The sequence below is a fragment of the Eisenbergiella massiliensis genome, from assembly GCF_003435485.1.
The window spans coordinates 26,350-50,743 of sequence record NZ_QVLV01000023.1 but is presented as its reverse complement, the minus strand read 5'-3'; the positions used below and the strand labels follow the sequence as shown (position 1 = coordinate 50,743).

The 24,394-nt window shown below is 46.7% G+C and carries 26 protein-coding genes; 13 read left to right on the top strand and 13 right to left on the bottom strand.

Annotation, left to right across the window (positions count from 1 at the left end; translation table 11 throughout):
- Positions 1-89 precede the first annotated feature (89 nt).
- Positions 90-1,550: a GntR family transcriptional regulator gene (locus DXC51_RS23455; RefSeq protein WP_021639585.1), complete on the bottom strand. Its 1,461-nt coding sequence runs from the start codon at positions 1,548-1,550 to the stop codon at positions 90-92.
- Positions 1,551-1,710: 160 nt separating this feature from the next.
- Between DXC51_RS23455 and DXC51_RS23450 the strand changes: the two genes are divergently transcribed.
- The 9 genes from DXC51_RS23450 (at position 1,711) to DXC51_RS23410 (ending at position 8,981) form a co-directional block, all read left to right on the top strand.
- The gene (locus DXC51_RS23450; RefSeq protein ID WP_021639584.1) at positions 1,711-3,363 is read left to right on the top strand and encodes a diguanylate cyclase; all 1,653 of its coding nucleotides are present in this window, start codon (positions 1,711-1,713) and stop codon (positions 3,361-3,363) included.
- Between the two features lie 18 nt (positions 3,364-3,381).
- Entirely contained in the window at positions 3,382-3,744 is a 363-nt protein-coding gene (locus DXC51_RS23445; RefSeq protein ID WP_021639583.1) for an Hpt domain-containing protein, read from the top strand.
- A 5-nt stretch (positions 3,745-3,749) separates the two neighbouring features.
- Positions 3,750-6,311, top strand: coding sequence for a hybrid sensor histidine kinase/response regulator (locus DXC51_RS23440; protein ID WP_117545517.1), 2,562 nt, complete (start codon positions 3,750-3,752; stop codon positions 6,309-6,311).
- A gap of 230 nt (positions 6,312-6,541) precedes the next feature.
- Complete coding sequence (locus tag DXC51_RS23435) at positions 6,542-6,820, top strand: RNA polymerase sigma factor (RefSeq protein ID WP_117545516.1); 279 nt, start codon at positions 6,542-6,544, stop codon at positions 6,818-6,820.
- 154 nt (positions 6,821-6,974) lie between these two features.
- Positions 6,975-7,166: a hypothetical protein gene (locus tag DXC51_RS23430; protein WP_021639580.1), complete on the top strand. Its 192-nt coding sequence runs from the start codon at positions 6,975-6,977 to the stop codon at positions 7,164-7,166.
- 14 nt (positions 7,167-7,180) lie between these two features.
- Positions 7,181-7,576, top strand: a complete 396-nt coding sequence (locus DXC51_RS23425; protein WP_025489050.1) for an RNA polymerase sigma factor — start codon at positions 7,181-7,183, stop codon at positions 7,574-7,576.
- Positions 7,577-8,054: 478 nt separating this feature from the next.
- Positions 8,055-8,231, top strand: coding sequence for a transposon-encoded TnpW family protein (locus DXC51_RS23420; protein WP_021639577.1), 177 nt, complete (start codon positions 8,055-8,057; stop codon positions 8,229-8,231).
- A gap of 88 nt (positions 8,232-8,319) precedes the next feature.
- Positions 8,320-8,754 carry a recombinase family protein gene (locus DXC51_RS23415; protein ID WP_025489051.1) on the top strand — a complete coding sequence of 145 codons (435 nt, stop codon included), beginning with the start codon at positions 8,320-8,322 and terminating at the stop codon, positions 8,752-8,754.
- The gene (locus DXC51_RS23410; protein WP_025489052.1) at positions 8,751-8,981 is read left to right on the top strand and encodes a recombinase family protein; all 231 of its coding nucleotides are present in this window, start codon (positions 8,751-8,753) and stop codon (positions 8,979-8,981) included. The genes DXC51_RS23415 and DXC51_RS23410 overlap by 4 nt, the downstream gene beginning before the upstream one ends.
- A gap of 48 nt (positions 8,982-9,029) precedes the next feature.
- Here DXC51_RS23410 and DXC51_RS23405 read toward each other — a convergent pair whose 3' ends face one another.
- The 7 genes from DXC51_RS23405 to DXC51_RS23365 form a co-directional block, all read right to left on the bottom strand.
- On the bottom strand, positions 9,030-10,706 hold the full coding sequence (locus DXC51_RS23405; RefSeq protein WP_002569190.1) for a recombinase family protein: 1,677 nt from the start codon (positions 10,704-10,706) through the stop codon (positions 9,030-9,032).
- Positions 10,707-10,806: 100 nt separating this feature from the next.
- Positions 10,807-11,034, bottom strand: coding sequence for a TnpW family protein (locus DXC51_RS23400; protein WP_004613661.1), 228 nt, complete (start codon positions 11,032-11,034; stop codon positions 10,807-10,809).
- Positions 11,035-11,451: 417 nt separating this feature from the next.
- Entirely contained in the window at positions 11,452-11,712 is a 261-nt protein-coding gene (locus DXC51_RS23385; RefSeq protein ID WP_002569189.1) for a helix-turn-helix domain-containing protein, read from the bottom strand.
- On the bottom strand, positions 11,693-12,133 hold the full coding sequence (locus DXC51_RS23380; RefSeq protein WP_002569188.1) for an RNA polymerase sigma factor: 441 nt from the start codon (positions 12,131-12,133) through the stop codon (positions 11,693-11,695). Before DXC51_RS23380 ends, DXC51_RS23385 begins: the two co-directional genes overlap by 20 nt.
- 101 nt (positions 12,134-12,234) lie before the next feature.
- Positions 12,235-12,420, bottom strand: a complete 186-nt coding sequence (locus tag DXC51_RS23375; RefSeq protein WP_009243795.1) for a hypothetical protein — start codon at positions 12,418-12,420, stop codon at positions 12,235-12,237.
- 250 nt (positions 12,421-12,670) lie between these two features.
- Positions 12,671-13,660 (bottom strand): 23S rRNA (adenine(2503)-C(2))-methyltransferase RlmN, encoded by a 990-nt coding sequence (gene rlmN, locus DXC51_RS23370; protein ID WP_002569187.1) that lies wholly within the window; start codon positions 13,658-13,660, stop codon positions 12,671-12,673.
- 23 nt (positions 13,661-13,683) lie between these two features.
- Positions 13,684-13,863, bottom strand: a complete 180-nt coding sequence (locus DXC51_RS23365; protein WP_002588768.1) for a cysteine-rich KTR domain-containing protein — start codon at positions 13,861-13,863, stop codon at positions 13,684-13,686.
- A 384-nt stretch (positions 13,864-14,247) separates the two neighbouring features.
- Here DXC51_RS23365 and DXC51_RS23360 point away from each other — a divergent pair, with 384 nt between their 5' ends.
- The 4 genes from DXC51_RS23360 to DXC51_RS23345 all read left to right on the top strand — a co-directional run bounded on the left by DXC51_RS23360 (position 14,248) and on the right by DXC51_RS23345 (position 16,820).
- A complete protein-coding gene (locus DXC51_RS23360) occupies positions 14,248-14,601 on the top strand; it encodes a helix-turn-helix transcriptional regulator (protein WP_002569186.1) in 354 nt (117 codons plus the stop codon).
- A 267-nt stretch (positions 14,602-14,868) separates the two neighbouring features.
- On the top strand, positions 14,869-15,198 hold the full coding sequence (locus DXC51_RS23355) for a plasmid mobilization protein (RefSeq protein WP_002569185.1): 330 nt from the start codon (positions 14,869-14,871) through the stop codon (positions 15,196-15,198).
- The gene (locus DXC51_RS23350; protein WP_002569184.1) at positions 15,159-16,505 is read left to right on the top strand and encodes a relaxase/mobilization nuclease domain-containing protein; all 1,347 of its coding nucleotides are present in this window, start codon (positions 15,159-15,161) and stop codon (positions 16,503-16,505) included. Before DXC51_RS23355 ends, DXC51_RS23350 begins: the two co-directional genes overlap by 40 nt.
- A gap of 63 nt (positions 16,506-16,568) precedes the next feature.
- Positions 16,569-16,820, top strand: coding sequence for a helix-turn-helix domain-containing protein (locus tag DXC51_RS23345; RefSeq protein WP_002569183.1), 252 nt, complete (start codon positions 16,569-16,571; stop codon positions 16,818-16,820).
- A 177-nt stretch (positions 16,821-16,997) separates the two neighbouring features.
- Here DXC51_RS23345 and DXC51_RS23340 read toward each other — a convergent pair whose 3' ends face one another.
- From DXC51_RS23340 to DXC51_RS23320, 5 genes are all read right to left on the bottom strand, one after another.
- Positions 16,998-17,363 carry a cysteine-rich VLP domain-containing protein gene (locus DXC51_RS23340; protein WP_002569182.1) on the bottom strand — a complete coding sequence of 122 codons (366 nt, stop codon included), beginning with the start codon at positions 17,361-17,363 and terminating at the stop codon, positions 16,998-17,000.
- Positions 17,360-17,572, bottom strand: a complete 213-nt coding sequence (locus DXC51_RS23335; RefSeq protein ID WP_004607965.1) for a transposon-transfer assisting family protein — start codon at positions 17,570-17,572, stop codon at positions 17,360-17,362. Before DXC51_RS23335 ends, DXC51_RS23340 begins: the two co-directional genes overlap by 4 nt.
- Positions 17,569-18,522, bottom strand: coding sequence for a hypothetical protein (locus DXC51_RS23330; protein WP_002569180.1), 954 nt, complete (start codon positions 18,520-18,522; stop codon positions 17,569-17,571). The genes DXC51_RS23335 and DXC51_RS23330 overlap by 4 nt, the downstream gene beginning before the upstream one ends.
- Before the next feature lie 3 nt (positions 18,523-18,525).
- Positions 18,526-22,089 (bottom strand): YodL domain-containing protein, encoded by a 3,564-nt coding sequence (locus DXC51_RS23325; RefSeq protein ID WP_002569179.1) that lies wholly within the window; start codon positions 22,087-22,089, stop codon positions 18,526-18,528.
- 212 nt (positions 22,090-22,301) lie between these two features.
- On the bottom strand, positions 22,302-24,392 hold the full coding sequence (locus tag DXC51_RS23320) for a DNA topoisomerase 3 (protein WP_002569178.1): 2,091 nt from the start codon (positions 24,390-24,392) through the stop codon (positions 22,302-22,304).
- Between the last annotated feature and the right edge of the window lie 2 nt (positions 24,393-24,394).

Below are 24,394 nucleotides of genomic sequence, written 5' to 3'. Positions count from 1 at the left end.
ACTCCCCAACAAGCGGAAAGGGGTAGCCTTTTGGTCGGGAGAACGAAGTGAAAACGGGCAAAAGGATATCCCTTTCCATTGCTTGCTAACTAATATTTTTCTGGAACCCGAATATTAGCTACATGATAAAATTTATGTTTTTCTACCATATGCTTCTTCATACGACTCAAATTGTAACGATAACAATCTGCTATGCCATCCGCAAAGGAATCTGCATTACCTTCCCTTAACTGTTGAAGCGCAAGAATAACTTGCTTGTTGAGATGTGAAAGTGTATGTTTCTTGGACGGATAATAAGCAAAATGGTGTCCCCATTCAAGAAGATGATTGGTTTCAGACAATATAACATATAAAGGTTCTAACGTGGTATTTCTCATTATGGCTTTCAAAATATCCGACAAATAAATAGAGTCAGAAGAAGTAAATCTATCTGCCAACTCGTCCAGTTCTTCTTTAGTAAACTGTGGAGCAGCAGCTAAAGCGGCAGGACGAATAATTAGTACCATTAACTGCAAAGCGTGAAGGTAACGTAGTGCTTTTTCTACATATCCGGAATTAAGAGCCAGCTGATGAAGTTTCGTATCATCCGGTTCTATCACTATAGTACCTTTACCATTTAATGTCTTTACGAAACCTCTTTGCTCGAGTTCTGATAATGCCTTTCTGACCGTCGATATAGAGACCTCATACTGGTTGGCCAGTTGTTTTTCATATGGAAGAAACATTCCAACAGAATACTCTCCAAGACCGATTTTTAGATTCAAGTCATCAACAATTTTTGAGTAACAATAATCCTGACCACGCATGGGATTCCACGAGAACTTCAAACCAGTTTGTGCAGGACATTTGGTAGTGCTATCTGACAGGTAATTTAACGTATTCTCAATGGAATCCGCAAGTTTTTGATACATATTTGATAACTGGTCATACTTCGTAAGTGGATCATCGCCCTTTAATATGTCAATAACACTGGTTGCAGATAAAGGCCCCTGTAAAAAGTATTTAGAGAAATAAGTACACTCTTCTGTAAAAAATGCAAGCTTATTATAAAGGCCAAACGTAGAGTAGAGTTCGCTGAATAGGGAATTACCACCTATTCTCAATATATCATATCCTAATTTAGAAAAGGAACGCCATACACCGGGGGCATGTCCCAAACGCAATGCTTTCATAGCCTGCTTATAGTGGGGCATTATCTCCACATCACACCCCTGCAAAGCAAAAACCATAAGGGAAGGCAGTATTAGAGCAAAAGTCTGATATACCTGTAAAATGCTTTCCTTTTGCTTTAGAATCTCCAAAACAATATTTGATGAACTACAGGTATCTTTTTTTGAAACAACAATCGGCGCAAGGCGAGGCTGAATATCAACCAGTCCTTCCGCCCTCAATGCTTCGAAAACACGATTAATCGTATATCTGCTAACATGGAATTGTTCGCAATACATCCTTGAAGATGGCAAGGCATTTCCATGAGGTATCTGTCCATCTAAAATACACTGCTTAATTTCATTATATACAAATTCAAATTTTGTCTCTTGTGGTTTCATAACTTGCCTCCTTGCTGTCTGGATTATATCATGGTGTGTCTATTTTGTCAGCACAAAAAACGCTCACCTATTTGCACACCTTACCAATATAGATATTGCCAGTATATATGGATGACATTTATAATGAAAATGCAAATCAATAGGAAAGAGTTTAAGTATCATGGATAAACAAAAAATTTTAATTGTGGACGATTCAGAAATGAACCGAGCTCTTTTGATAGATATTTTGGAAGAGCACTATGATGTGGTAGAGGCTGAGAATGGTGTGGAAGCAATTTCTCTCCTTTCAAAGCAAAGAGCAGATTTCTCCCTTTTGCTTCTGGACATTATGATGCCTGAAATGGACGGATTTGAAGTATTAGCTTACATAAACAAATACCATTGGAATGACACCTTCGCTGTTATTATGATTTCTGCTGATGACACTCCTGCTAATATAAAGAGGGCCTATGATTTAGGGGCTTTTGACTATATCAGCCGACCTTTTGATTCAACCATTGTCCAGCGTCGAATTTCTAATACGATGTTTTTATACGCAAGGCAGCAGCGCCTTGAAAAAATTATTGCAGAACAATTTCACGAGCAGGAAAAGAATAGTAAGCTGATGATCTCAATTCTGTCTCATATTGTGGAATTCCGTAATGGAGAGAGCGGCCTACATATCCTGCATGTAAATACAATTACAAAATATTTGCTGAAGCAGTTGGTTCAGCTGACAGATCAATATCCTTTGTCTAAAGCAGATATTTCTTTGATCAGCACTGCTTCTGCGCTGCACGATATTGGGAAAATCTCAATTTCAGATGCAATATTAAATAAACCCAGCCGACTTACGGCAGAGGAATTTGAAGTGATAAAAACGCACTCAGTGATCGGTGCTAACATGCTATTAGACCTGTCCATAGAGCAGCGCGAAAATCCGCTTATTAAAGTGGCTTCTGAGATCTGCCGATGGCACCACGAAAGGTATGATGGCAATGGTTATCCGGACGGATTAAAGGGAGAAGAAATTCCCATTGCCGCTCAGGTAGTTGCGCTGGCCGATGTATATGATGCCTTGACCAGTGAGCGCTGCTATAAGAAAGCTTATTCACATGAAGAAGCTTTAAAAATGATTTTAGAAGGACAATGCGGTGCATTTAATCCTTCTCTTTTACTATGTCTGCAAGAAATTGCCGATACACTTGAAGACGAACTAATGGCTGCCTCTCAGGAACAAGAGGCTAAAAATATTCAGGATATAAGAAATAAAATAGACTACGATAGGCTGTTTTCCTGTAAAAAATACACCGCCTTGTCTCGCAAACAGCAGCAACTGCACTTATTATATATTGATTCCTTAACCAGTATTTACAATCGCCGCTATTATGACGAGCATTTTCAAGGCACAGATGATATTCAGGCAATGGCCGTAATAGATGTAGATGATTTTAAGTACATCAATGATAATTATGGCCACGATGTTGGCGATATCATATTGCAGAGCATTGCACAAACTGTTTTATCCTGTGTGCGAAAAACAGATGCAGTTATCCGTTATGGCGGCGATGAATTTGTAATCATCTTTTTTAGTATGCCCCAAGAGATATTTGAGAAAAAACTGGAGAGGATCAGACATTCTGTTGATAGTCTGATAATTGATGGACATCCCGAACTACATATGTCTGTAAGCATAGGTGGGGCATATGGAAGTGGAACCGCAGAAAAACTGTTCAAAGTTGCAGACACTATGATGTATCAATCAAAAAAAGCAAAAAATCAGGTGACCATTAGTTTTCTGGACGAGATGGTGGGCAGCGCAGACAGCATTTAAAAAGGAGGAATCGTGATTATGAATCTAAAAGATTGTTATATAAAATTTGGCGGCGATTTTGATGAAGTGCTGGGCAGATTGCGTCGTGAGCAAATCGTTCAGAAATTTATGTATAAATTCCTGGATGATAAAAGCTTTCATTTGTTTGAAGCGTCTGTGGAGAATAAGGACTATGAAGAGGCTCTAAGGGCCGTTCATACACTCAAAGGAATTTGTCAAAATCTTTCATTTACCAGATTGTTTGAAAGTAGTAGTTTGGTAACTAATGCATTAAAAGAAAACGATTGGGATAAGGCTATCGATATGATGCCGAAATTATCAGAGGATTACTATGAAACCATCAATGTTATTAGAGATTTTAAGAATTCCAGGGAGGAATAACATCAATGGGAAACAGTAAAAAAAAGCATTCTGTAACACATTTTCTAATAGGCAGTTTTATTGGGTTAATTGTCTTTAGTATTATGGTTTTCAGTATGCTCGGAATTTATATGAGCCGAAAAAGCAACAAGGCTATTAATGAAGTTGCTCAGATTTATATGTCTGGAATGAACGAACAAATGTCCAGACACTTTCAAACTGTCATTCAATTACGTTTTGATCAGGTCAGCGGCATTGTTTCTGTTGTCTCAGTAGATAATAACGAAAAAGAAAAGTTATATGAGGAACTTGTTTACAGGACGAAGGTCAGGAACTTTGACTATTTAGCACTTTGTTCTAATGAGGGAGATTTTCAGACTCTTTATGGACAATCAATACAACCACTGAACCCAGCCCCCTTTGTAGAAGCATTAGTACGAGGAGAACAAAGAGTCGCTTTAGGTAGTGATTCTGCCGGAAATATAGTGGTATTGTTTGGCGTTGATGCCACTGATTACCCTATGCAGGATGGCAGTATGAGCACTGGACTGGTAGCAGCCGTCCCACTGGAGTACATCATTGATTTCCTTTCCTTAGAGAATGAAGAGCAGCTGATATATTATCATATTATCAGGCCAGACGGTAGTTTTGTAATACAGAACGACAACACTGAGTTGTGGTATTTCTTTGAACAACTACAAAAGCAGCTTAATGCTACAGCAAATGAGCTATCTGTAGAAAATTCTATTAAAGAATTTGGTGCTGCACTAAAGAATCATGACGAATATAGTACAACATTTGAAGTGAATGGTGAAACACTTCAAATATATGGTAACCCATTACCCTGTTCCGAGTGGTATTTAGTATCGGTAATGCCTTATAGTATATTGAACAAAAACGTGGACGCTCTGGAAAACCTGCGCATATTTATGGTAGGATTGGCCTGTGCTTCTATCTTGATTTTTCTATCATTGATTTTTATTCGGTATTTCTTCATAACCCGTTCTCAGGTGTATGAATTGGAGAAGGCCCGGCAGACTGCTCTTGAAGCGAACAAAGCCAAAAGCGAATTTTTAGCAAATATGAGCCATGATATTCGTACACCCATGAATGCAATTGTCGGCATGACCGCGATTGCCACAGCCCACATAGATGACCAGAAACAGGTACAGAATTGCCTTAGAAAAATTACATTATCAAGTAAACATCTATTAGGGCTGATCAACGATGTTTTGGATATGTCTAAAATTGAAAGTGGGAAATTAACTTTAACAACAGAACAAATTTCATTAAAGGAAGTTGTTGAAGGAATTGTTAATATTATGCAGCCACAGGTTAAGGCAAAAAGGCAAACCTTTGACATACATGTGGAAAATATCTTAACAGAAAATGTGTGGTGCGATGGTGTACGCTTGAATCAGGTTTTGCTAAATCTTTTATCGAATTCAACGAAGTATACACCGGAGGGGGGTTCGATACAACTATCCCTCTCTGAAGAAAAATCTCCGAAAGGAGAAAACTATATCCGAATCCATATCAAGGTCAAGGATAATGGAATTGGTATGTCGCCAGATTTTCTGAAAAGAATATATGAACCCTATAGCCGTGCTGATGGAGTCAGGGTTAGTAAAACGCAAGGCACTGGTTTGGGAATGGCGATTACAAAGTACATTGTGGAGGCAATGGAAGGATCCCTTAATATAACAAGTGAACTTGATAAAGGTACCGAGGTTTCTCTTACATTTGATTTTGAAAAAGCGGTTGCACTGGAAATGGATATGGTTCTTCCTTCCTGGAATATGTTGGTAGTTGATGATGATGAATTACTCTGCAGGACAGCGATAGACACGCTGAAAACCATCGGCATCAATGCCGACTGGGTATTGAGTGGAGAAAAGGCGATAGAACTGGTTACCCAACACCACCAAAAGAGAGATGATTATCAAATCGTTCTATTGGATTGGAAACTACCTGGTATGAATGGGATTCAAGTTGCAAAAGAAATCCGGCGTAATTTGGGAGATGAAGTGCCGATTTTGCTGATTTCTGCATATGATTGGAGTGAATTTGAAGCGGAAGCTCGTGAAGCAGGTATTAGTGGTTTTATTTCCAAACCCCTTTTTAAATCCACTCTGTATCATGCTTTGCGTCAGTATATGGGCGCTGAAACAGAAAATGATCAGACATTGAACCACAATATCGATCTATCCGGACGTCGTATTCTGCTTGCTGAGGATAATGAACTAAACTGGGAAGTCGCTAAAGAATTACTTTCCGATTTAGGCGTGGAACTGGATTGGGCAGAAGATGGCCAGATCTGTCTGGACAAGTTCCAAAGATCACCACAGGGATATTACGATGCCATTCTTATGGATATACGGATGCCGCATATGACAGGGTATGAGGCCACAAAAGCTATCCGTGGACTGAATCATCCTAATGCCCTATCTGTTCCAATTATAGCTATGAGTGCAGATGCTTTTTCTGATGACATACAGCATTGTCTGGAGTGCGGTATGAATGCCCATATAGCAAAGCCAATCGATGATATAGAATTGACTCGCATATTAAAAAGATTTTTAATTTAAATCTATCCATAAAAGCGCGTGTCCGAAGGCACGCGCTTTTATATTTATCTCCAATTCCCACCTTTTCGTTTTTAGGTGTAGATCGCCTCCATTCCAATTATTTCAAAAAAATGATTGGAATGGAGGAGTAAATGGATTATTAATATTGGACTAAGACCATAAATGAAGAAGATCGTAAAATCAACAATGCAAACCGTAGATTTCGTTATCATTGTTACTCACTGGAAAGTATGAGTGAAGAACTCATTTACCAAGAACGTTCTTTATTTCCCCACAACGACTTTACCACAGAATTATTTAACGAGGACTTTATTGATACTGTCCAAAATGAAAAATTAGCCAAAGCCCTGCGTCGTCTGACCGACCGGCAAAAGCAGGCTATTAAACTTGCTTTTTGGGAGGGATATCAGTACAAGGAAATTGCGGCAGTATTCCAGTGTAGTCCGGCGGCGGTTACGCTACTGCTTCAAAGAGCGTTCCACCGGCTCAGGGAATATCTAAACGAATAGTTGAAAGCAAGGGCAGTATCCAAGCGATACTGCCCTTGTCTTTGTCTATTTATTTTTTGAAAATTGTATCGTTACCCTTTAATTTACAGGTTCTCTAATCTCCGATAGATAAGAGGGATAAGCCCTCTAATACAAAAATCGGAGGTGTTCTATTATGGTAAAAACCATCAAAGTAATTCATCTGGCTCCTGGGGAATCCGTTTTAATCACAGCGGCCCCTGCCCCTACGCCACCTTGTCAGGCTGCCGCAAGCTGTCCTTATGCCTGCGGCGAACCAAAACAGTTCTGTGATACTCATGCAGAACATACGCCGAAAGAGATCGTCGCTTTTTTCCGCGTTGCATGATGGAGGGCTGGCCTATGTATGTCATTACAATTACTAATATCGATCATAATCTGCTGGAGGTCGAAGTGTCGGTGGACGTTTACAAGGTTTATGAGGATAGCCGCCGCCAGGAAGAACGCCAGAGATATGAGCGCCGGAAACATATCGACGGGAGGTCCTTTGACAACTGCCTGCTTTTTGAACTGGCGACGGAGCCTTTGGAACAAACCTATGAACGTATAGAACGGCTGCGGGAAATACAGGCCGTTCTGCAAGATATTCCACCGCAGCAACGTGAGCGATTTATTCTGCATTTTGCCTACGGTTACTCTTACTCGGAAATTGCCAAAATGCAGGGGTGTCATAAGGCGGCTGTCATGCGTTCCGCTAAATCTGCACTGAAAAAAATTCGTGAAAATCTTGCCGCCTGACTATCAACTTTTGCCCGCTTTCCCTCCTATATAGTGAAAGGGATTGGAGGACCTTTTCTATATCAGGACCTTGACAAACAGCGGGCAATCCGTTCATATCAGCATTCAGATTTTGAATGTGACAGCGAGCAACGCATAGCGCAAACGCCACGACCCCCTGCGGACTGGTCAGAGCAGTCCGTCAATACGATAACATCAAAGGGGCTGAGCGGTTATTTGGCGGCTGATACCCGGCCTGTGGTGGGCTGGAAATTGCCGTGACCTGTCACAGTAGAAAACGCATTACTTCACCGAACGCGGAGGGCCGCCAGCTACCGGCTGGATAACCACGGCACGATCTGAATGTTCCCACTGTACCGGGGGTGAGCCGATGGACGATGACAAGTCCAGATAATACGGTACTAAATAAAACGATAACCGAGGCCCGCGCTGGAGCAATCCGGCGCGGTGCCCTCTTTTTATAGAAAGCAGGTGAAAAATGGACAAAGATAGGAAACCGGACGCTGTGATGATGCGCCGGGTAAAGGGCACGACCTATGTTGTGTCCTCTTTCTTCAATCAGGACAGCAAAGAAACTGCTGCCGACAAAATGGCGCGATTGATTGAACGTGAAGCTGGCCTGGGTACATCAGTTAATAAAAATTTAACACTTTAATGTGCGAAAGTGCTTCCTAAGACGGCAAAGGTGCGGTATAATAAAGGCATAAACCCAAGCCCTTTAGTTCGTCGGATTGGAGGATATGATGTTACAGACGAACGAAAAGGACAATAAAAAAATTGAATATATCGCGCTTTATTGCCGTGTAGATTCGGCAAACAGTCAAGTCAATACTTTGGGGATTCTAACACAGAAAAAACGACTGGCCCTTTGGGCGGAGCAACAGGGCTTTACCCCTGAGCAGATCATCTATTTGGTGGACAGCGGCTTTTCTGGCCGTACTCTTGACCGCCCTGGTATTCAGAAATTCCTTTCTGGTGACCGGAAATATGCTATTATGGCTGCTATGGATTTTTCCCGGTTCAGCCGTGATTTGTTCCTTGCTGACGAACTTATTGACTATGCCGACACCCAGGGAACGACGCTCTATGTGTTAAACCAGGATATTTCACTTAACCAGTGGAAGCGTGAACGGGATCAACGCCTGTATGCACTCCTGAAAGGGGGTGCGGCACAATGATGGCAAATATGACTGAAATGCTTTCATACCATAACGTGTTGAGCCTGGACGCTTTGACTGCCCTGTACTGCCGGTTATCGGTGGACGACGCAAATGACGGTGACAGCAACAGTATCCAAAACCAGAAAGAAATGCTGGAAAGGTATTGCAAAGAAAACGGCTTCACCAATTACCGATTTTATGTTGATGATGGCTATTCCGGCACGACCTTTGTTGAGGTAAGATAACGATACCTTTTTTGCAGAGGGTGTTATCTTACCTCTTTTTGATGTATGTTAGATAGCATAACTCTTTACGTCGGCTCCTATCTGTCTGAAATAGGAGATACTTTCGGTAGGCTTGTCACCTGTATCAACTCTGCCGACAAAGCTATAAAAGATTTCGATTTTGCGGGTGTTCGTTTCCTTATCCAGTTCGTGAATAAGAATACGGTCAATAAATTCATGGACGTTTTCGTAGGTCAGTTCTTCAATCGCTGTGTATCTGCGTACCAGTGCGACAAACCTTTTTACGTCCGCGCTGCGCTCGGTGGCGTTGTCGATTTCCTGTGACAGCTCCGCAATCCTCCGGGTCAGCGTCTTTTTTTCTTCATCATAGCCGGAAGTCAGAAAAGCAAATTGTTCATCTGAAAGTTTCCCTAAAGCGTTGTCCTCGTAGAGCTTGCGGAATAAGATGTTCAGCTCGTTAATACGGTTCTGCGCCTTGTCAAGCTCTTTCCGCTGCTGTGTCAGCGTCTTTTGTACTGCCTTTGCGCTGCACTCGTTGGCTGTTTCGATAAACTCCTGTTCATGCTCTTTCACATAAGACGTTACTCGCTGCAAGTCTGCAAGGACAAGTTCTTTCAATACGCTTTTGCGGATATAATGCGTAGTGCAGAGCATATCATTTCTTGCCCGGTTGCGGTAGTTGCCGCAAGTGTAGGCGTGTTTCCGTTCAAGCGTCCCGGCTCCGCGTACTGCATACATTTTGTAGCCGCAGTCCCCGCAAAAGAGCAGCCCGGAAAACAGGTCAATTTCATCAACCTTTGTCGGGCGTTGCCGGGTGGCAATCCGCTTCTGTGCAAGTTCAAAGGTTTCTTCATCAATCAAAGGTTCGTGAGTGTTGGGGAAGAAATACCTTTTTTCCTCCGGGTTCTTTTTCGTCTTTTTCGACTTATAAGATACCTTGTAGGTTTTCCCGGTTATGGTATGCCCTAAATATTCTTTCCTTGTCAGAATGTCGTACAGCGTCTTATCCGGCCAGTTGTACCATGCGTTGAGCTGTGGGCGGGGGTGGCGTTTGCTCCCTGTCCTGCGGTAGCGCAGTTCCCCGACGGTCAGTATTTCATTGTCCCGCAGCCAGTTCTGGATTTCACACATACGGTCGCCCCGTACATACATTGCAAAAATCTGTTTTACGACGTGCGCCGTTTCCGGGTCGGGTATCAGATGATTGCGGTTATCCGGGTCGATAAGGTAGCCGTAAGGAGCTTCGCCGTTGACGCGCTCGCCTTTCTGCGCCTTTGCCTGTTTGACAGCCCGGATTTTCTTTGAGGTGTCGCGGGCGTAAAACTCGTTGAACCAGTTCCGCAGAGGGGTAAACTCGTTATCTTCCCTTGCTGTGTCTACACCGTCGTTAATGGCAATGTAGCGCACTTCATATTCGGGAAAGACAATCTCTATCAGCTCCCCGGTTTTCAGATAATTACGTCCCAGACGGGAAAGGTCTTTTGTTATGACGGTCGCCACGTTCCCGGCTTCAACCTCATGCAGCATGGCTTGAAGCCCCTCACGCTCAAAGCTCACGCCGGAAAATCCGTCGTCTACGAAAAAGCGCGTGTTGAAAAAGTGGTGTTCGTCAGCATACTTTTGTAAAATCAGTTTTTGGTTCTGTATGCTCTCGCTTTCCCCGGCTTGCATATCTTCCTGGCTCAATCTGCAATATAAAGCGGTAATCTTGTCTGTCTGTAACATTTTGTCCTCCTTTCCGACGACAGACAAGCATGGTATTTGTACTGTCTATATTATACCACATACCGCTGCCTGTGTCATGTATAAAATGTGAAGAAACGCCCTATTTCCGGGCGTTTGCGGGGTTCAGTTCCATGTCTTTGCGAATGAGTTTTTTTATCTTTTTATCCAGTGTGTCCGTTGCGCGTTCACTTGCGGACGAACATACAAGGTAAGTAACTTTTCCTATTTTATGCTCCGTTGTGGTAACGGGCGTTTGGTTTTGCGTCAAAGAAAATCCCCCTTTCTTTCGCAAACATATAATATAGTCTATGAATAGCAGCAAGTCCACTATTCAATAAAACAAAGGCTTTAATCGGACGGTTATTAGCATAACCTCATGGGAATTTCACCCCGGCATGGTTCTCATGCCGCCCTACCCATTGCCTGCGACGCTCTTAACGCTCGGACTGTGGCTGTAAGGAAGTATCATTGTATATTCTGCGTGTCGTCGCCCGCAAGCCGCTACACTTGCTTTCCGGCGCGGTGTTGGTCGCTCGGCTGTCCGGGCGGGGATAACCTCACCCGGATAGCGTCATGGCGCACCCGCCGTATGGCTCGGCGCAAAAGGAACGTATCCGATTTGCCCTATGCTGCGCCGCCGTTATCTTGCGCCGCTTTCTTTGTCAAGGTTCAGAATGGCTTTGCTGCCGCGTCAGCAGCGGAACGGAAAAGGGGGAGAGAGAAAGCGTCCCGCCGCCGCTGCGGTTTATTCCTCTGCCTTAAAGGTGAGGACAGCCATCATCAGTTTTGCTTGCAGCCGTTCCCGAATGTCGTGGTCTACGCCAAAATAGACGTTCCCGCGCTCGTCGTACAGCTTCCGCATGGAGAGGCGGGCTATGTAGCCGCTGAAATGCTGCAAGACAATCTTCATGGCGTCCGGGTCGCCCTTTGTCGCTGCCACAATGACAGGATAAGGAACAAGGGCATTTTCCGGGTAGCCGGGTTCGTTACCATTCGTCCCATTCATCAGCATTTTCCTCCAGATATTTTCTTAATTTCTCAAAAGAGCTTGTCCGCCTGTACTGTATCGTGCTTCTCGACGTGTTGAACAGCTCCGCAATCTCGGTATCGTTCATTCCCTCGAAGTAATACAGCAATATGGCTTTGCGCTTTTCTTCCGGCAAAGTACGGATTGCTTCAAGAAGCAGCTTTGGCGTGATTTTCTTCCCGGCTTTCTCAAAGACGGTTTCGGCGGCTTCACGTTTGAAATATTCATCAAACGTATGAAGCTGCCGCGCTTCGTCTAAGGTCATGTCGGAAAAGGTCACTTCCTTTGCCTTGTGTCTGCGAAGTTCTCTATGGGTGTCGCAAGCTTCATTGTGCAATACCGTATTACAAAACTTCTGAAAAGCACACTGTTTGTAAAACTCCCTGCTATTAGGTTCCACATTCTCACCTCCTTTCTCGTTGGAAAGTTGGTGGTGCTTCCCCCCTTTTCGCGGGGCAATACGGCGTTTTTCAAAAACGCCGAAGATTTTTTGAAATTTCTTCAAAAATTTTTTGAACGTACAAAATGCGCCCGTCCGAAAAGCCCGGACGGGCGCATAGGCATTGTAAGCAGTATCCAGATGATTAGACAGTTCATATATATAAGCGTAGTTTCCCCCGGTGGTGGGCGGGCTTTTTTTGATAAGTCAATAACTGTCGGATTTTGTCGATATGCTTTTTGCTTCATGGCGGCTACCTCCTTTAGCCGCCGATTTCAACAGTGATACCGCGTCATTTCATTAGAAGATAAAAAGAAACGGCGGCTTTGATTTTTCAAAGCTGCTGCGGAAATCAAAGAACGACAAGCAACAGTTCTGATTTTGCTCCAATATGGTTATTAGGGGCACAAATTAAAATCAAAAAAGAGCCGATAACAGCAGTATTTCAAACTGCATATTATCGGCTCTGCGTCTGTGCGTCTGGCTCTTTTAATTAAATTATTTCTGTTGTTTTTTGGCTTTATTATATGTATTAGCTAACTGTCCACAAGCTGCTTTAATCTCTCTACCATGAGAAACTCTCATGGTAACTTCAAGTCCTGTTTGCTCTAATTGATGTTTGAACGCAACCATTTCTTGTTTTTGTGGTGCTCTAATTTTTGAATTACTCGTCGGGTTGTATTGCAGCACGTTAATCATAACATTTTTGCCCTTAAACCATTTTGCAAGTTGCCTTATATCTGAGGAACGGTCATTTATACCTGGTAAAAGCAAATACGCAAATACCACTTTTCGATTATGCCTTTGAGAATAGGACAATGCTTGCTTAACAACATCTTCAATAGCGTACATGTGCATATGAGGAATGATACAGTTTCTCGCAGCCTGTGTTGCTGCATGTAAAGATATTGTCAACTGAATTTTTAGATGTTCTTCGCGCAATTTTTTTAATTGATTAACTGGACCAACTGTTGATACGGTAATGCCGTCGGTTGGAAAGTTAAGTCCATTTCTATCTCGAAGAATATGGATTGCTGCAATCAAGTTGTCGTAATTGAATAAAGGTTCTCCCATTCCCATAAAAACGATACGATTTACTTTTTGACGTATCAATACAACCTGCTGCACAATTTCAGACGGTGTTAGATTACGAACAAAACCATTGCGTCCGGACTCACAAAAAATACAGCCAACAGAACAACCAACTTGCGTACTTACGCAAACAGTCCCACCATCTCGCCGTTTAATAAAAACCGTTTCAATATACCTGTTATCTTTCAATTCATAAACATACTTTTCAGTATCGCTACTTTTATAGACTTTTTTTGTTGATATTGATAGATTTTCTTTGTGAAATGGCTGTTTATACAATTCCGTATATAAGGCTCTTGCTTTATCCTCTCCAATTACTTCCGACATTTCTTTGTAAGTAAATCCGTATGGGTCATTCAATATTTCCGTAGGTGTACTTTTAGGTAAGTGTTTCATTTAAATATCCTTCCTTTTCAAAATTAAAAAGTTTGTTTTTCAGAGTTTTTGATTATGATTTCTAGTTTTTCAACATCAACGATATGCGTTAATTTACATTTAGGGCAGAAAAGAGGAAAATTTCTTAATACCGTATTATAAAATACTTGAACCCTCGTCTTTCCGTTACAAATTGGACATTTTATCCAATATTTTTCAAGCATAATATTTCTCCTTTTGCGCAAAAAAATGCAGGTCAATTCTCAACATGAGCATTGACCTGCATTTATACATATAATACTACAACAAAATTAAGGCATAGTTTTTATACTATGTCTATACGTCGTTAGTTTTGTTGTATAGCATACGCAAAATAAGCATGACAAAAAAGCCCATATTGAAAATGGGAAAAATCTTTTTTGATTTCAATGCTTATCGAATACGCATGCTATGTAACATAAACATTCCCCCCCTTTTATATAATATTATATACAAAAGCAGCTTGTTGTCAACATATATATATATGAATTATTTTGGCTAACTGATAGAACTACGTAGACATATCCAAGAAGAAAGGGGAACAGTAAAATGTAATAGGGTGAATAACTATGGCAAAAAGACCAGTACCACGATACGACTTTAAGGCTTTTGGGGCAGCGATAAAGGCAGCGCGTGAGGGATGCAAGGAGAGCCGCAAGAAAGTAGGCGACGAAATGTTTATCTCGCCGCGCTACCTTGCGAACATTGAGAACAAGGGGCAGCACCCAAGTTTACAGATATTCTTTGAGCTGATACAGCGTTACCATATATCCGTAGACCAATTCCTTTTAGAAACGCCGCCGGAGAAGAACACGCAGCGGCGGCAGCTTGACGCGCTTCTTGACGGTATGAGCGATACAGGCATACGGATTGTAACCGCAACGGCAAAGGAGATTTCCGAAGTCGAAAAAGAGGGCGAATAGGAATGTCCGACTTAAAACTGAACAGGATTTAGAAAGCGTTGTAATCTTTTTTGAGGTTGCAGCGTTTTTCTTTTGCGTAAGTTTGGCAAAATCGCTTTTTCTCCGTAGTAGGTGATAAGAGCCTAAAGGATAAAAACATTCGTAGCAAGCATAGGAAGCGGGTACCACTTCCGTATTTTCGCCCTCCCGCGCTGCGGCGCGTCGGTTGAAAATTGCTTGTTGGGAAGTGTCCCAAACCCTCGGAACGGAAAGGAAAGGAGCGAACACATGGACGGACGCAAAAGGACAGTGCAAATCAAATTCAGAGTGACGGAAGCGGAACGGGATTTAATACTGGAAAAAATGAAGCTCGTACCCACCCGGAACATGGCGGCGTATCTGCGGAAGATTGCCATTGACGGGTATATCATTCAGATAGACCACGCCGATATAAAGGCTATGACCGCAGAGATACAGAAAATCGGTGTCAACGTCAACCAGATAGCACGCCGCGTAAACGCGACGGGGAACGCATACCAAGAGGACATAGAGGAAATAAAGGGGGTGCTTGCGGAGATATGGCGGTTACAAAGATTAAGCCTATTAAAAGCACTCTAAGCAAAGCCCTTGACTATATCGAAAACCCGGACAAGACGGACGGGAAAATGCTTGTGTCCTCTTTCGGTTGCTCCTATGAAACGGCAGATATTGAGTTTGAATATACCCTGTCGCAAGCACTCCAAAAGGGGAACAATTTAGCCTTTCATCTGATACAGTCCTTTGAGCCGGGGGAAGTCGATTATCAGAAAGCCCATGAAATCGGAAAGCAGCTTGCCGACGCGGTAACAAAGGGGCAGCATGAGTATGTACTCACGACGCACATTGACAAAGGACACGTCCATAACCATATCATTTTTTGCGCGGTGAACTTTGTAGACCACCATAAATACAATTCCAACAAAAGGAGCTATTACGGCATACGGAACATGAGCGACAAGCTGTGCCGGGAAAATGGCTTGTCCGTTGTCGTCCCCGGCAAGGGCAGCAAGGGAAAGAGCTATGCGGAGTACCAGGCAGAAAAGACGGGTACAAGTTGGAAAGGCAAGCTGAAAACCACTGTTGACGCGCTTATCCCCCAAGTTTCCAGTTTTGAGGAATTGCTAACGCGGTTACAGGCGGCGGGCTATGAGATAAAGCCGGGGAAATATGTATCATGCCGCGCCCCCGGACAGGAACGCTTCACCCGCCTTAAAACCCTCGGCGCAGACTATACAGAGGAAGCCGTAAGGGAACGGATAGCGGGCAGACGGACAAAGGTGGCGAAAGCTCCCAGAGAGCAGCGCGGCGTGTCGCTGCTTATCGACATTGAGAACAGTATCAAGGCAGCGCAGAGTAAGGGCTATGAACAGTGGGCGAAAATCCACAATCTGAAACAGGCAGCTAAAACAATGAATTTCTTGACGGAACATAAGATTGAGCAGTACGCGGATTTAGTCAGCCGGATTGAGGAAATGGCAGCGGAAAGCGGACAGGCGGCAGACGCATTGAAGAACGCCGAAAAGCGGCTTGCGGAAATGGCGGTGCTTATCAAGAATGTTTCCACCTATCAAAAGACAAAGCCTGTCTATGACGCATACCGCAAGGCAAGGAACAGGGAGAAGTACCGCGCCGGACAGGAACAGGCAATTATCCTCCATGAAGCCGCCGTAAGGTCACTGAAAGCGGCGGGCATTGCGAAGCTCCCGAACCTCGCCGCGCTGCAATCGGAGTATGAAGCCCTCCAAGCGCAGAAAGAAGCCCTTTACGCCGACTATGGAAAATTGAAAAAGAAAGTCCGGGAATATGATATTATCAAGCAGAACATTGACAGCATTTTACAGGCAGACAGACAGCCGGAACGGGAAAAGGAAACAGAACGCGGATAAGGATAGCAAAATCCCCGCCGCTGTGCTATGATAGGGCTATCAAAAAGCAGAGGAGCGTTGAGCATGGAAAACCAGAAAATGCCGGAATATGAAACCATACGCGCCGCCGTTGCCGGGGAGAAATGGGCGGTGGAGAAAGTCGTGGATTGCTACAAGGACGAAATCGACAGGCTATCGACGGTAGCGGTCAGACAGCCAGACGGAAGCACGAAACAGGAAATCAACGAAGATATGCGCCAGTCTATCACAAAGAAGCTGATAGAAGCCCTCCCGCAGTTCCCGCTTGAAGAAATGGAAAAGGGAAATGTCAGATAGGCAAAAAAAGAACAGGGCGCGGAAGCCAGTATATGACTTCCGCGCCCTGTCTTTTTATGGGTGCTGTTTTCGTGAATGTTACGCAGTAGAACGCCATTTTCGGGGGTAAAGGTATAAAGTATCGCCTATCCGATTTTCACGCCCGGAAAGCCCTGTAAATCAAGGGATTTTCCGCACCTACTGCGTAACAGGGGTGCGTCTTTTCCTCATGCGCTCGGCAGCTTGTCTGCGGGTGATACGCTTCCGGCAGACGGGGCAGTATTTGACACTGTTAGAGGTTGACGCAAAGAACGCGCCGCACTCGGTACACTTCTTCTTGTCCCCTGTCTGGTAAAGCTCCGCATAGAGTAGCCTGTCGGCGGGAAGCACCGCAGCCCGGAACCACTTGCAGAGAAGCGAATAGGAAATGAGCTGCGGACAAACGCACTCGTCCCCGTCGTCCAGTAAGATACAGTTCCCGTTATCATAATTGCAGCACGTCCGGCGCACAAGGGCGTTGACTTTCCGGCTCTGGGGCGGCGTCAGCCGCTTAACCCCGTTCATACTTCATCAGCGGCGTAAATGGGAAGCTCTGCAAATTCCGCTTCGGTCAAAGCGTCCACTTTGGAAAGGGTGCGCTTTGCAAGCTCCCGCATATCCGCGTCCATGTAGGGCAGCGCGGCGTTGACATTCTCAATCAAAGCCCGCTTGCCGCCCTCGTTGTAAATGCTCAAAAGGTTTGTTTCTTCAACAGTCAGTCTAATCATGCTCATACCTCCATATCGTGATTTTTTGTTTTTGCCGCCGCCTTTTTCGGGGCGGTCTTTGCCTTGTCTGCTTTAAGCTGCGCCCGGATAGAGGGGCGGGGCTTCCTTATCTTCCTGTCCCGGTTCTCCCCCTTGTCAATCAGCGCATACGTCCCATGTCTGCCCTCGATTTTGGAAAAGGCAAGGGTCTTGTAGGGCAGCATGGAGAAAAGGCGGTCAGTGTCCTTTGTGGCTGCAAGCTGCATGAACGCCGGGGAAAGCTCTACCATGAAATGGGTCTTGTTGGGGCTGTTCGGCGTGTCGTGCCGCTTCATTTCCCGTACAATGCGCCGCGCTTCCGTTTCAATCAGCCCGTCCCGCAATGCGGCGATATGCGCCTTGAAATCCCCCGGCGGAAGCTGCTCCCGGCTGCGCCGTTCTTCCTGTAAGAGCGATTGCAGCGCGTCCGGGTCGTTGGGTACGGCTTCAAAGCGTTCAAACTTTCCAAGCTCATAATCGGGATTGCCGTTGAAAAACTGTCCGGCGGGTATCTCCCGTTCCCCATGCTCATAAATCAGCTTCACCGTATCGGCGGGCAGCTCCTTTTCCTTGACGCGCTCATAATGTTTAGCGTAGTCCAGTTCGTACAGATTGCCCTTGATTTTCCCGCGCTCCGTCCCCGTTAGCTCGATTGCATAGGCAAGGACGCGGTCGCTCGTCTGCTCCATGTAGAAACGCCATGTGTTGTGGGGCGCGGTGTCTTTGAGGAAAACGTCGCGCTCCCGGAAGCAATGCGTCCCGGACGGGCGGCAGAACCACAAAAGGGTCTTGTCCTCCTTGCGGGGGCTTGCCGCCGCCTTTGCGATAATCTCCTTGTCAATCTCCAAGTCGCTCTGGTAAAAGCCTGTGTTCTGCTTCATAACCGCATTGAGGGAAGCGAACAAATCCACGTTCTCAAATTTACTCTGTTTCGGCATGGGTCAGCTCCTTTCCAAATCCTGTAATTTCTGCTTTGCGTTTTTCTTCTGCGCCTTTTCCTTGTCAGCCCTAAGCTGCGCCCGGATAGAGGGCTTCTTTTCCGGCTTCGCTTCCTTGCCGCGCTCTTTGTCGGCTTTGACCGCGTTAGCCAGGTCAACAAGGGAAATTGTTTCTCCCGCCTTAACCTTTGCTTCCAGTTCGTCAACGGTAGGGGTGTTGTTGATGATACCGTCAAAGTTGTTGTCGTTCTGCTCTACGGTGTCCTCGATATGCTTCAAGGGGTTTGCCTTTTCCGGCTGCTCTGCGGCAACAGCAAACGCCCGCGTCCCGTTCCCCATAATCAGATACTTTCCGTCGTCCGACTGGTGGTGAAAGCCATATCCGGCGGCTTCTATCTGCTCCCGGCTCATGGCGGTCACATGGAAAGTCCCCCTCGGTGTCTGGATTGTTTCGCCCGTTGTCAGCTCGTCCGGGGTAAGCTGCTTCTGCTCCTGTAAAAACTCCGGCACTTGCCGGAAGCCTACGCTGTCAACGTAATGCGCGGTGTCCTGTCCGTTCTGATGAAGCACTACCACGTCCGAAACGGAAAGGCTGTGTCCCTTAAAATCTTTTGGGTGGTCGATATTGAAGCGGGTATAAATATCTTCAAGGGAAGTTTCCGGCGCAAGGGGCGCGGAATAGACAAGCTCATAGTTCGCTTTATCAACCACATTTCCCGCCGCCTGCAGGCGGTCGTAAGGCTCAAAGCGGAAGTCCCTTGTTTCGTCCCCGCCCTTTATCTGGTAAATGGAAAAGGTGTCCTTGTCCTGTCCGGTGGTCTGCGCCGTTTCCTGTGCCTTTGCGTAAAGCTGCTTTACGTCGCCCTCGGTCAGCTCGCCGCTTTTGAGCTGCCCCATAAGCTCGCGGCATTTCTCCGGCGTTCCCGTATAAAGCACGTCGCCCATTTTCGCCCGCCCGTTCTCCTGTGTCACATAGGCTTGCAAGAGGTGGCTGTTTTCCCGGCTGTCGCTGTAAGGGTTCCGGCGCACTCTGTAAATCGTTTCCGGGGTAAAGGCTTCTTTCGGGGCTGCTTCCGGCTTTTCTTTCCCGGCTGTATCTGCTTTTTTCGGGGCTTCCGGCTGTGGCGCGGCTTCTTGTCCCTCTCTGGTGGGCTGCTCCTGTCCGGCGGTCTGCTCCTTGTCCTGTGCCTTTTGCAGCTCCGCAAAATTCGCGTCTATGGAATTGATAATCTCGGCGGCTGCGCTGCGTATCGTTTCAAGGGAGCTTTTCAGCTCGGACAGCTCCCGCCCGCTGCTCCACCCGGCGACATAGCCGAAAGAATAGTCCGACGTGTCAAGCCCGTAATGTTGGCAGACGGTATAGGCGACGCTTTCCGCTTCGACTTCGCGGGTGCGGCGGTCAACGCGGGGTTGCTCGTCCTTTGGCGCGTTGAGGTCAATGTCGTGCAGCTTCGCATGGGCGATTTCGTGAATGGCGGTCTTTAAGGTCTGTAATTCGCTCATGCCCTCGTTGATAGCAATGCGCTTGTCCTCCAAGTGGTAGTAGCCATGAGAGCCGCCCTCGATATTCTCAAAGGCGATAGGAACGGGGGAAGTCTTTTCAAGGGCTGCGAAAAAGTCCTTATAGCGGTCAACGTCGCCTGTCAGTTCGTCAACGGCAATGTCCGGCAGTTCCTTTCCCTCGGTCTGGGAAACGTCAAAGACGGATACCACCTTGTAGGCGGGTATGGTGATTTCCTTTTCCTCGGTGACGGGCTTTCCGTCCTTGCCGATTATGGGCTTCTGCGTGTGCGGGTCGATTTTCTGCATTTCCTGTTTGATTTTATAGGGCGACGGGGCAATGATTTTAATTCCCTTTTGCCCTCTCATCACATTTCGCTCAAAGTTGTTCTTCCAAGCGGAAAAGCCCGCCAAAAGGGAAGCGTCCGGCTTCTGCATGGCGATAAGGACGGTGTTTCGGAAGCTGTAATTATGGAATTTTGACATGACTTTCAGATATTCCTTGTAACGCTCGCTGTCAAAGAGTTCCGTAATGCCCTGTTCCAGACGGTCGGTAATCTCTTTTAATTTCTCGGCGGGCTTCCCGGCTGTCAGCACGATAGGGATAACCGGGTGCGGCTCCTGTGGCTGCTCTGCGGCGGTTCGGGCGGTCTGCTCTGTGGCGGCTGCGTCCATAAAGGTCTTGTCCTGTCCGCCGCGTTCCGGCTGTGGGAAGCTCATAACGCGGTATTCTTTGGGTATCTCGTTTTCCGTTCCCCGATACCATTCGGTAAAGGTGTTCTGATTGTTATAGATATAGCCCTGTTCGGTAAACTGCCCCTTATCCTTGCTAACTGCGTCCCGCCCGTATTCTTCATACTTGAAATATTTCTTTGCTTCTTCGGGAAGCTCCAGCTCGTCCAGTTCGTCGATAAGATAATAACCGTAATCTTCTTCGCTGCGGACAGTGGGATAGAGCCAGTAACAGTCAAGGTTTTGTGCAAGGTTGATAAGGTCTTTCATGCTTCCGGCATACTCGCCATGTGTAACCGCCGCCGCAAATTTATCCTTGTCCCCGTCACTCTGCATTTCCAGAAGTTTTCCAAAATAATTCAGCTCGTCCATGCTTGCGCTTTGGATAACGGAAAGCGGCAAGTCAAAGGGGCAGTCCTCCGTAGAAGAATACCCGTTGATGAAAAAATCCTGCGGATTGTCTGCGGTAATGCCGACGCTTTCCATAGCCGCATGAAGCTGCTCTGTTGTGGTCGGCATGGGAAGCCACACGCCGCCCGGTTTGCCTGTTTCAAAGCGGCTGCGGCTGTCGATAAGAATTGAAAACTGCTCGTTTATGGTTTCACGCTCCTTTCTCTGTTCGGTGTCCTGTGGCGGCTCTGCTGTGGTGGGGGCTGCTTTTTCAGCGGTAGGCTGCGCCCGTTCCTCGCCCTCGATAGCATAGCCCGGTAAAAGCTGCCCGTTTACTTTGAAATGCTCTGCATACTCTGGCGGGATAGGCGGCGATACCTCGGTGAATAAATGCTGATAGGCTTTGATACGCCCATTCAGATATTTTTCCATAGCTGCCTTGTCTGCAAAGACTTTCCTTTCCTGTCCGGCGATTTTTGCCTGTCCGTAATTGTGGGGGCTGTTGGTGTAAATACTCCATGAAAGCGTCCACGAATAGGGAATGGATTTCTCTTTTTCCCTGTCATACCGGGTATTCTCGGATATGTGGTAGCGCATTTGGTAGACGCGGTTGCTGATGTGCTTCCCGTAGTCCGTAGCTTCCCACTGGTTCGCGGTATGCGTAGCTTCGGGTGTCCTCACATACTCAATGGCTTTGTCAATGGCAAGGGTCTTTCCCGCCTGTTCGTCCCATGCCGCCGCCTGTTCTTGCAAGGCTTCAAAAGCTGCCTGTTCAGCCGCCGCGTATTCTTCCCGCAATGCCTGTAACTGTTCTAAGGGCAGGGCGGTAAGCCCGGAAAGGTCAGCGGTCTGTTCCTCAAAATAAATATTTCGCTCTATCCGCATACTGTCAGCCGGGTCTAACTTGTCACGCTCAAACATGGAGTAACCTTTTTTCTTTTCCATTCATTCGCTCCTTTCTGAAATGGCGGCGCACCGCCGCGCTTTTGGGGTTCGCCCCGTACTACGGTGGGCTGTGCGTTATGCCAACAATTTTTTCATTTTTTTAGAGGGTTTGGGAAACTTCCCAACAAGCAAAATCCCCGTCCGGCGCGTCAGCGGCAGGACAGGGATTTACGGAAGTGGGTACCCGCTTCCTATGCTTGCTATTCAAGTTTTTAGTTCTTCTGTACTTCGATACGGTAGTTGACGTATTTCCCGCCAGTGTCAGCCAGAACGATAGTTCCGTCATAGGTCTTGCCTGTTTTCGGGGAATAGAGCTTCTTCACATTCACTTTGCCGGATTTAAGGAGCGCGGCGGCAATCTTCGCGGAAAAAGCGGTCTTGCGTTCCTCGAAAAAGCGGTCATTCTTCCACATGACAAAGGCACATTCTTTGTTGCTGCAATAATAGTTTTTCTTCCCCTCATGGACGGGGGAACCGCAACGGGGGCATTTGCCGACAGAGGGCTTTTCCTCCCGGAACAAATCCTTTTTCCCGTCCAGTGCTGCGGCGTGTGTCTGCACAAGCTCCCGCGCCATAGCTTCAATGCCGGACAGAAATTCGCCGGGGTCTGCGGCTCCCTTTGCTATCTGCGTCAGATTGTTTTCCCATTCTGCGGTAAGCTGCGGGGAAGTGAGCATATCCGGCAAGACTGATATAAGGGCGGCTCCGTTCTGCGTGGGGATAAGCTGCTTCCCCTTGCGCTCTGCAAAGCCGCCCTTTACCAGTTTTTCAATGACGGCGGCGCGGGTGGCGGGAGTGCCAAGCCCCCGGCGTTCCGCGTCCGGGTCGGTGTCCCCGTTCCCGGCTCGCTCCATAGCAGAGAGAAGCGACGCTTCGCTGTGGGGCTTCGGCGGCGTTGTGGTATGCTCCGTTACTTTTGCGGCGGGGTTAGGAAAGTTCTGTCCCTCGGAAAGCTCCGGCAGCGTCACGCCCTCATTTTCCCCGTCCTCTGCTTCGGGCTTATCTTTCAGCGTCGCCCGGTATCTGCGTTCAAGCTCTTTCCAACCCTCCGCAAGTACGGTCTTTCCCCTTGCGGTGAAGTCTGTCCCGGCGCATGAGAAAACCGCCGTAACCGCTTCATAAATATGCGGCTCGGCGGTGGCAAAAAGCAGACGCGCCCCCGCAAGGGTAAGGATATTCTTCTCGCTTTCCGGCAGCGCGTCCGGGTCAGCCTTTGCAAGCTCCATAGTGGGAATGATTGCGTGGTGGTCTGATACTTTCTTGCTGTCTAATACCTTTGCAATCTCCGGCGTGAAGTCCGCGCCCGCCATAAAGGGGAGCTTTTCGCAGAGCAGCGCGATAATGTCCGCTGCGGTGCCGCCCATGTCGTCAGTAAGAAAGCTGCTGTCCGTCCTCGGATAAGTAAGGAGCCGCTTTTCATAAAGGGATTGTGCAAGGTCAAGGGTCTGCTTTGCGGTGTAACCGAAAATGCGGTTCGTTTCCCGCTGCAAAGAGGTAAGGTCAAAGAGCTTTGGCGGGGCTGCGGTTTTCTTCTCTCTGGTAAGGGAAACGCATACCGCCTTTCCCGCTTCGCAAGCCCCTTTCAGCGCGTCGGCTTCTGCCTTGTCCGAAATCCTTTCGCTTGCCGCGTCCGCGCCGGATAAATCAAGGCGAACATGATAATATTTTTCTTTCTGGAAATGGGAGATAGCCGCGTCCCGGTCGGTGAGCATTTTTAAGGTCGGGGTCTGGACGCGCCCCACGTTCAAGGTCTTTCCATACAGGCAGGAGAAAAGCCGGGTGGCGTTAATGCCGATAAGCCAGTCAGCCTTTGCGCGGCAGAGGGCGGACGCAAAGAGCGCGCCATAGTCCCGCCCGTCTTTGAGGGAAGCAAAGCCCGCCTTAATCGCCCCGTCCTCCATTGAAGAAATCCACAAGCGGCGCATGGGCTTCTTGCAGCCCGCCACTTCGTAGACAAAGCGGAAAATCAATTCACCCTCGCGCCCCGCGTCACACGCATTTACCACTTCGGAAACGTCGGCGCGGTGCATAAGCTCTTTAATGGTTTTGAATTGCTTCCCCTTGTCCGGGTCAACGGCGTACTGCCATTCCTCCGGCAGAATGGGTAAGCTGTCAAAACTCCATTTTTTATATTGCTCCCCGTAGGCGGCAGCTTCCGCAAGCTGTACCAAATGCCCGACGCACCATGAAATGAGGTAGCCGCCGCCCTCGATATACCCGTCCTGTTTCCCCTTAATGCCAAGCGCGGCGGCGATAGTCTGCGCCACGCTCGGCTTTTCTGCAATCACAAGTCTAAATGCCATGA